This window comes from Kitasatospora putterlickiae (genome assembly GCF_039527695.1).
GTDB lineage: Bacteria > Actinomycetota > Actinomycetes > Streptomycetales > Streptomycetaceae > Kitasatospora > Kitasatospora putterlickiae.
In genome coordinates this window covers 26,181-33,418 of sequence record NZ_BAAAKJ010000148.1, presented here as the reverse complement: position 1 = coordinate 33,418, position 7,238 = coordinate 26,181, and the positions used below count along the sequence as shown (strand labels likewise).

8 protein-coding genes and 1 pseudogene are annotated in these 7,238 nt (G+C 74.0%); 1 reads left to right on the top strand and 8 read right to left on the bottom strand.

Annotation, left to right across the window (positions count from 1 at the left end):
• From ABD308_RS15535 to ABD308_RS15510, 6 genes and pseudogenes are all read right to left on the bottom strand, one after another.
• Window positions 1–404 (bottom strand): annotated as a pseudogene (locus ABD308_RS15535) (hypothetical protein); the annotation flags it as partial.
• Between the two features lie 89 nt (window positions 405–493).
• On the bottom strand, window positions 494–805 hold the full coding sequence (locus tag ABD308_RS15530) for a 4a-hydroxytetrahydrobiopterin dehydratase (protein ID WP_344333925.1): 312 nt from the start codon (window positions 803–805) through the stop codon (window positions 494–496).
• 91 nt (window positions 806–896) lie between these two features.
• Window positions 897–1,655, bottom strand: coding sequence for a sulfite exporter TauE/SafE family protein (locus ABD308_RS15525; RefSeq protein ID WP_344333923.1), 759 nt, complete (start codon window positions 1,653–1,655; stop codon window positions 897–899).
• 166 nt (window positions 1,656–1,821) lie between these two features.
• Window positions 1,822–2,877: an SPFH domain-containing protein gene (locus ABD308_RS15520; RefSeq protein ID WP_344333921.1), complete on the bottom strand. Its 1,056-nt coding sequence runs from the start codon at window positions 2,875–2,877 to the stop codon at window positions 1,822–1,824.
• 10 nt (window positions 2,878–2,887) lie between these two features.
• Window positions 2,888–3,310 carry an NfeD family protein gene (locus tag ABD308_RS15515; protein ID WP_344333920.1) on the bottom strand — a complete coding sequence of 141 codons (423 nt, stop codon included), beginning with the start codon at window positions 3,308–3,310 and terminating at the stop codon, window positions 2,888–2,890.
• 165 nt (window positions 3,311–3,475) lie between these two features.
• Complete coding sequence (locus ABD308_RS15510; RefSeq protein ID WP_344333919.1) at window positions 3,476–4,267, bottom strand: ABC transporter ATP-binding protein; 792 nt, start codon at window positions 4,265–4,267, stop codon at window positions 3,476–3,478.
• A 149-nt stretch (window positions 4,268–4,416) separates the two neighbouring features.
• On the opposite strand from ABD308_RS15510, the gene ABD308_RS15505 reads away from it, so the two are divergent.
• Entirely contained in the window at window positions 4,417–5,220 is an 804-nt protein-coding gene (locus ABD308_RS15505; RefSeq protein ID WP_344333918.1) for a hypothetical protein, read from the top strand.
• Here the strand turns inward: ABD308_RS15505 and ABD308_RS15500 are convergent.
• Both ABD308_RS15500 and ABD308_RS15495 read right to left on the bottom strand, forming a co-directional pair.
• Window positions 5,217–5,867, bottom strand: coding sequence for a response regulator (locus ABD308_RS15500; RefSeq protein ID WP_344333916.1), 651 nt, complete (start codon window positions 5,865–5,867; stop codon window positions 5,217–5,219). The two genes, ABD308_RS15505 and ABD308_RS15500, sit on opposite strands and share 4 nt — an antisense overlap.
• Window positions 5,860–6,957 (bottom strand): GAF domain-containing sensor histidine kinase, encoded by a 1,098-nt coding sequence (locus ABD308_RS15495; protein WP_344333927.1) that lies wholly within the window; start codon window positions 6,955–6,957, stop codon window positions 5,860–5,862. The genes ABD308_RS15500 and ABD308_RS15495 overlap by 8 nt, the downstream gene beginning before the upstream one ends.
• Window positions 6,958–7,238 lie beyond the last annotated feature (281 nt).

The following is a 7,238-nucleotide window of genomic DNA, read 5'->3' as shown; positions in this document are numbered from 1 at the left end:
CGGGCGGCACGCCGGGAGGGGGCGGAGGGCGCCGCGGGGGTGGCCGCCGGCGCGGGTTCGGGGCCGGGCTCCGGTTCGGGTTCCGGTTCCAGGTGCACATAGCCGTCGTCGGTGTACTCGGCACCGGCGGGCACGTACAGCTCCTCCCCCGTCGGTTGCGGCGGGACGACGACGTACGGCGCGTACTGCTGCTGGTCGTGCGGCTGGTGCAGCCCGTCGTAGGCGTAGGCGTCCGGGACGTAAGCGTCCGGGACGTAGGCGTCGGGCTGCTGCGGCACCTGGCCGTAGGGGTGGTACGGGTCGTACGGGAGGTAGGGGGCGTCCGGTCCCCCTTCCTCCGGCCAGCCGGTCCGCTGCGGGTACCAGGGCTGCGCGTGGCCGTCTCCGAGGGGGTCCTGCGCCATCCGTTCCGTCCCTCCCGGCCGCCTGCACTGCGGCAGTCAGCATCTCATGGCTCCCGGGGCGGCCCGGAGGGGACGGTTCCGCCGCGGCGCTAGCCGACGGAGCCGGCGGACTCGGCGGCCAGGGCCTCGTCGATCCGGGCGGCGAGGCCGAGGTCGAGGGCGGTGAGGCCCCCGGCGCTGTGGGTGGAGAGGGCGAAGCGCAGGGTGCGCCAGCGGATGTCGATGTCGGGGTGGTGGTCCATCGCCTCGGCGGCCCCGGCGACGGCGACGACCACGCGGATCCCGGCGGGGAAGTCCGGGGCGTCGGCGGTGCGGACGATGGTGTCGCCCTCGCGCGTCCAGTGCGGCAGGCCGGCCAGCCCGGCGGCGATCTCGTCCTCGGTCAGTCGTTCGCGGCTCATCCGCCCACTCCTGTCGTCCGGTCGCGGTCAGTTCACACCGAACCTATAGAGGCCGGGCCGCCGGGTCTCGGCGACACCTCGAAGCGCGCCCTCAGTCGGTGAGCAGTTTGACGACGGCGGCCAGGCCGACCACGACGATGACCGCGCGCAGCGCCTGCGGCGGCAGCCTGCGGCCGACCCTCGCGCCGATCATCCCGCCGACCAGCGAGCCGATCGCGATGAGACCGGCGGCGGCCCAGTTCACGGTCGAGGTGAAGAGGAAGAACAGGGCGGCGACGCCGTTGACGATCATCGCGAGGGCGTTCTTCACCCCGTTGATCCGCTGCAGGTCCTCCTGGAGCAGCATGCCCATCAGGGCCAGCAGCAGCACGCCTTGGGCGGCGCCGAAGTAGCCGCCGTAGACGCCGGTGAGGAAGATGCCGGCGAGCAGCGGCAGCCCGCCGTGCGGGTCTCCGTCGGGGCGGCGGCGGGCGGCGACGACGCGGGCGACCCGGGGTTGCAGCACCACCAGGACGAGGGCGAGCAGGATCAGTACCGGGACGACGGCGTCGAAGGCGGCGCTGGGCAGCTCGATCAGCAGGTAGGCGCCGAGGACGCCGCCGAGCAGCGAGGCGGTGCCGAACCGGACGAGCCGGGCGCGCTGGCCGACGAGCTCGCGGCGGTAGCCGATCACACCGCTGAGCGAGCCGGGGACCAGGCCGAAGGAGTTGGAGACGTTGGCGGTGACCGGCGGGAGGCCGACGGCGAGCAGCACCGGGAAGGTGATGAGGGTGCCGGAGCCGACGATCACATTGATCATTCCGGCGCCGACGCCTGCCGCCAGGACGGCGATCGCCTCCCAGACCGTCATGAGCCACCTCCCGTGGGGGTCCTGTCGCGGCGATCATGCCGGACGGACCGGCGGCGGTTCCAGCGGAGCCCGGAATTCGGGACGTACGCCACAGTCGACGCCCCCACGCCCGAGGGCCCGCTCCCGTGCGGTACGGGGGCGGGCCCTCGGGCGGGCGGCGGTGGGCTCACTCGGGGTCGTTCTTGCGGTACTCGCGGAGCGGGTCGATCCGGGGACGCGCGGAGCCCTTGGTGTCGGTGTCCAGCGGGCGCGGGCCGGCCGCCGGGTCGATCGGGACCTGGGTGGAGGCCGGCGGGGCGGCCGGGGCACTGGGGGCGGCCACCGCGCCGCCGTTGGCACCGCCGCCGTTGCCGGTCAGACCGGTGAAGGCGCCGCCGAGGCCCTTGAGCGCGTCGCCGACCTCGCTGGGGATGATCCAGAGCTTGTTGGCGTCGCCCTTGGCCAGCTCGGGCAGGGTCTGCAGGTACTGGTAGGCGAGCAGCTTCTGGTCGGCGTCGCCCTGGTGGATCGCCTCGAAGACGGTGCGGATCGCGGCGGCCTCACCGTCGGCGCGCAGCACCGCGGCCTGGGCCTCACCCTCGGCCTTGAGGACCTCGGCCTGCTTCTCGCCCTCGGCGCGCAGGATCTGGGACTGCCGGTTGCCCTCGGCGGTGAGGATCGCGGCGCGCTTGTCCCGCTCGGCTCGCATCTGCTTCTCCATCGAGTCCTGGATGGAGGTCGGCGGCTCGATCGCCTTCAGCTCGACGCGGTTGACCCGGATGCCCCACTTGCCGGTGGCCTCGTCGAGCACCCCGCGCAGGCCGGCGTTGATGACCTCGCGGGAGGTGAGGGTGGATTCGAGGTCCATCGAGCCGATGATGTTGCGCAGCGTGGTGACGGTGAGCTGCTCGATCGCCTGGATGTAGCTGGCGACCTCGTAGGTGGCCGCCCGGGCGTCGGTGACCTGGTAGTAGATGACCGTGTCGATGTTGACGACCAGGTTGTCCTGGGTGATCACCGGCTGCGGCGGGAACGGCACGACCTGCTCGCGCAGGTCGATCCGGTTGCGGACGCGGTCGATGAACGGGACGACGATGTTCAGGCCGGCGTTGAGCGTCCGGGTGTAGCGGCCGAAGCGCTCCACGATCGCGGCACTGGCCTGCGGGATGACCTGAATCGTCTTGATCAGCGCGATGAAGGCCACCACGACCAGGACGACCAGGACGATAAGGACGGGTTCCACGGACTCTCCCCTAGACGACCAGGGCGGTCGCGCCCTGGATTTCGACGACGTCGACCTGCTCCCCCGGCTGGTACACCTGCTCGGGGTGGAGCGCGCGGGCCGACCAGATCTCGCCGTTCAGCTTGATCCGGCCGCCCTGCGCGTCGACCCTTTCCGCGACGACCGCGGTGGCGCCCTTGAGCGCCTCGATGCCCATCTTGATCTGCGGGCCCTTCCGCAGCGCCCGGTACGCGATCGGGCGGACGACGACCAGTTGCGCGACCGAGGCCACGACGAAGGTCAGGACCTGCCAGACCGGATCGGCGCCCAGTCCCGCGACACCGGCCGCGACGAGCGCGCCGACCGCGAACATGGCGAGTTCCGGCATCGCCGTGATCACCAACGGTATGCCGAGGCCGACGGCGGCCAGGAGCCACCAGATCCAGCTGTCCACGTGACCATCCTAGGGAGGGAAGGGCCTTCGAGGCGGTCAGTTCCCGCAGGTGGAGGGGCGGAAACCGGTCGCACGTGCGACCGGTTCCGGTTCGACCGGGTTCAGTGGAGGTTCAGCGGACCCGCCGGGGGCCCGGCGCGGCACCCGCGCCGGGCTCACCCGGGGTCAGCCCAGCGGCAGGCCCTGGGCGGACCAGCGGTCGCCGTGGCGCTCCAGGGTCAGCGGCAGGCCGAAGCACTTGGAGAGGTTGCGGGCCGTCAGCTCGGTGTCGATCGGGCCGGCGGCGAGCACCTTGCCCTGACGGATCATCAGGACGTGGGTGAAGCCGGGGGCGATCTCCTCGACGTGGTGGGTGACCATCGCCATGGCCGGCGCGAACTCGTCCTGGGCCAAGGCGCCGAGGCGGCGGACGAGGTCCTCGCGGCCGCCGAGGTCGAGGCCGGCGGCCGGCTCGTCGAGCAGCAGCAGCTCGGGGTCGGTCATCAGCGCGCGGGCGATCAGGGTGCGCTTGCGCTCGCCCTCGGAGAGGGTGCCGAAGCGGCGGTCGGTCAGGCCGGCCATGCCGAGGCGGTCGAGCAGGGCGAGCGCGCGGGACTCGTCGGACTGCTCGTAGGTCTCCTGCCAGGTGACGGTCATGCCGTACGCGGCGGTGAGGACCGTCTGCAGCACGGTCTGCTCGGCGGGCAGCTTGTCGAACATCGCCGCGCCGGCCAGGCCGATCCGCGAGCGCAGTTCGAAGACGTCGACCTCGCCGAGCTTCTCGCCGAGGACGGTGACCTTGCCGGCGGTCGGGAAGAGGTACGAGGAGGCGATCTGCAGCAGGGTGGTCTTGCCGGCGCCGTTCGGGCCGAGGATGACCCAGCGCTCTCCCTCGGAGATGGACCACGAGACCTGGTCGACCAGCGCGCGCCCCTCCCGGACCACGGAAACGTCCACCAGCTCCAGCACGTCGCTCATGCCTACGCCTTCCCCAAAAACAGATATCTCGGCCGTCGGTGCGGGCGGGCCGCCCACTCCGGCGGCCGGTGGGCACGGAGTGGGTGCGCCGCACGCGCATGGGCAAACCTACGCCACGCGGATGGCCGCCGATTCCGTAGGCTGGCCGGATGCTCGCCACACCTGCCGACAATCCGTACGAAGAGCCCCGTTCGGGACGGCTGGCCGCTTGGGGCAACGCCCTGCTGGCCGGCCTGGTGCCGCCCGACAACGCCGCCGCGGCGGTGCTGGGGGCCGACGAGAGCCACCGGGTGACCGGTCTTCCCGGGGACGGCCCGGACGAGCGGCACGGGCTCACCTGGGCGCTGGGCCGGCTGCGGGTGCTGGGCGTGCAGGGCTTGCGACTGGCGCTGCCGTCGGCCGGGCACCCGCTGGGCCTGACCGGTCCCGCACCGTTCAACGAGCGGGCGATGGCGGCCGGCGAGGCGGTGCTGGCGGTGGGGGCGCCACTGGGGCTGGTGCCCGAGGCGGAGGTGTTCGGCCCCGCCGGGGACCGGTCGGCGATCGTGCTGTGGCGCTGCTCCGAGGTGAACGACGCGCCGCCGGCGGACGTGCCGTCGCTGCACGAGGCCGAGTTCGAGCTCACCGACGGGCTGCGCCGGGCGACCCTGCTGCTGACCCGGCTGGACGTGGCCGGGGCCGGGCCCGAGGCGCTGCGCGCGCTGGAGGCGTACCGGCGGCGCGGGCACGACGAACTGCTCGCGCCGGGGTACCCGCCGCGGGCGGTGCGGGTGCTGGAGTCGGCGCGGCAGGTGGCGGCGCTGCTCTCGATCGCCTCGGGCAGTCACGGCGCGGCGGTGAGCGCCTCGGAGATCGCGGCCCGGCAGGCGGTGCTGGCGCCGCTGTGGCGCACGGCCCGCCGGGCCCAGGTGGCGGCGTACAACGCGCTGGTGGACGAGCGCGAGGAGCGCTAACGCGTCTCGCCGTGGCGGACGGCCCAGAGCGCGGCCTGGGTGCGGTCGGCGAGGTCCAGCTTCATGAGGATGTTGGAGACGTGCGTCTTCACCGTCTTCTCGGAGAGGTGGAGGCTGCGGGCGATCTCCCGGTTGGACCGGCCGTCGGAGATGTGGCCGAGCACCTCGCGCTCGCGCTCGGTGAGGGTGCCGCCGCGGCCCTGCGGGGCGCGCGGGCCGTCGTCGGCGAGCAGCGCCTCGGCGAGTTCGGGCTGGAGCAGGACGTGGCCGGCGTGGACCGAGCGGATCGCGCCGGCCAGCGCCTCCGGGTCGACGTCCTTGTAGACGTACCCGGCGGCGCCGGCCCGCAGGGCGGGGACCATGGTGCGGTGCTCGGTGAAGCTGGTGACGATCAGGATCCGGGCCCGGCTGCCTTCATCCTTGAGCGTGCGCAGCGCCTCGATGCCGTCGACGCCGGGCATCTTGAGGTCCATCAGCACCACGTCGGGGTCGAGGGCGCGGGCCCGGTCGACGCCCTCGGCGCCGTCGGCGGCCTCGCCGACCACCTCGATGTCGTCCTGCACCTCCAGGAAGGTGCGCAGGCCTCGGCGGACCACCTGGTGGTCGTCGACCAGCAGGACGCGGATCGCGGGCGCGGTGTCAGGCACCGGGGACCTCCATCTCGACGACCGTGCCCTTTCCGGGGGCGGAGTCCAGGGTGAGCCGGCCGCCGACGGCGGCGGCGCGGTCGCGCATCGAGACCAGGCCGAGGTGACGGCCGGCCCGGCGGACCGACTCGGGGTCGAAGCCCCGGCCGTTGTCGCTGATCCGCAGCACGGCGCCGCGCGCGGGCGTGCCGGCCAGGGTGACGGTGACCCGGCGGGCGCCGGAGTGGCGCAGCGCGTTGTGCAGGGCCTCCTGGGCGACCCGCAGCAGGGCGGCCTCCTGGGCCTGCGGCAGGGCGCGGACCCGGTCGGCGGCGAAGGCGATGTCGGCGGCGTGGGCGCGGTCGAGGACCTGCACCTGGGAGGCGAGGGTGGCGCTCAGGCCGTCCTCCTCCAGGGCCGCGGGGCGCAGTTCGACGACGACGGAACGCAGTTCGTCGGCGGCCTCGGCGGCGAGCCGGGCGACCTCGGCGAGTTCCTCGCGGGCGCGGGCCGGGTCGCGGTCGACGAGCTTGGCGGCGGCCTTGGCGGTGAGGCGCAGCGAGAAGAGCTTCTGCGAGACGGCGTCGTGCAGGTCGTGGGCGATCCGGGCGCGTTCGCCGGCCAGGGTGAGTTCGCGGCTGCGCTCGTAGAGGCGGGCGTTGGACAGGGCGAGCGCCGCATGGGCGGCGAGTATCCGCAGGAGTTCCTCGTCGTGGTCGGTGAAGCCGCCGCCGCCGTGCTTGTTGGCGAGGTAGATGACGCCGAGCACGGCGGGCTCGTCCTCGGCGTGGTCGGGGTCGACGATCGGCATGCCGAGGAAGGCGCCGAGTTCGGGGTGGGCGTCGGGCCAGCCGCCGAAGGCCGGGGCGGTGCGGACGTCGTCGAGCCGGACGGCGCCGGTCTCGTGGAACATCGCGGCGAGCACGCCGTGCTGGCGGGGCAGCGGCCCGATGGCCCGCCACTGCTCGTCGGTGACGCCGTCGACGACGAACTGGGCGAAGCCGCCGTGGTCGTCGGGGACGCCGAGGGCGGCGTACTCGGCGCCGAGCAGGCGGCGGGCGGAGGCGGTGATCCGGCGCAGGACCTCGCGGACCTCCAGGTGGCGGCTCATCGCGAGCAGGGCCTGGCTGACGGCTTCGATGCCGGCGAGGCAGGGTTCGCAGGCGGGCAGGGTGCCGTCGGGCGGCGGGCCGACCGGGATCCGGTCGGTGGGTGGCGATCCGGCGTGCCGGTGGTCGCTTGGCACGGTGGGCATGTCGCCAACCTACCGCCGCGCCCGGGGCCCGCGCGTCGGTCCCCGGCCGTACCGGGGGCCCGGGTCCGCAGACCTAGGCCGCCCTTCGGCCCGTCCCGGCACGGCCCCGGGGAACGGCGCGGGGGCGGCCCTCCCCG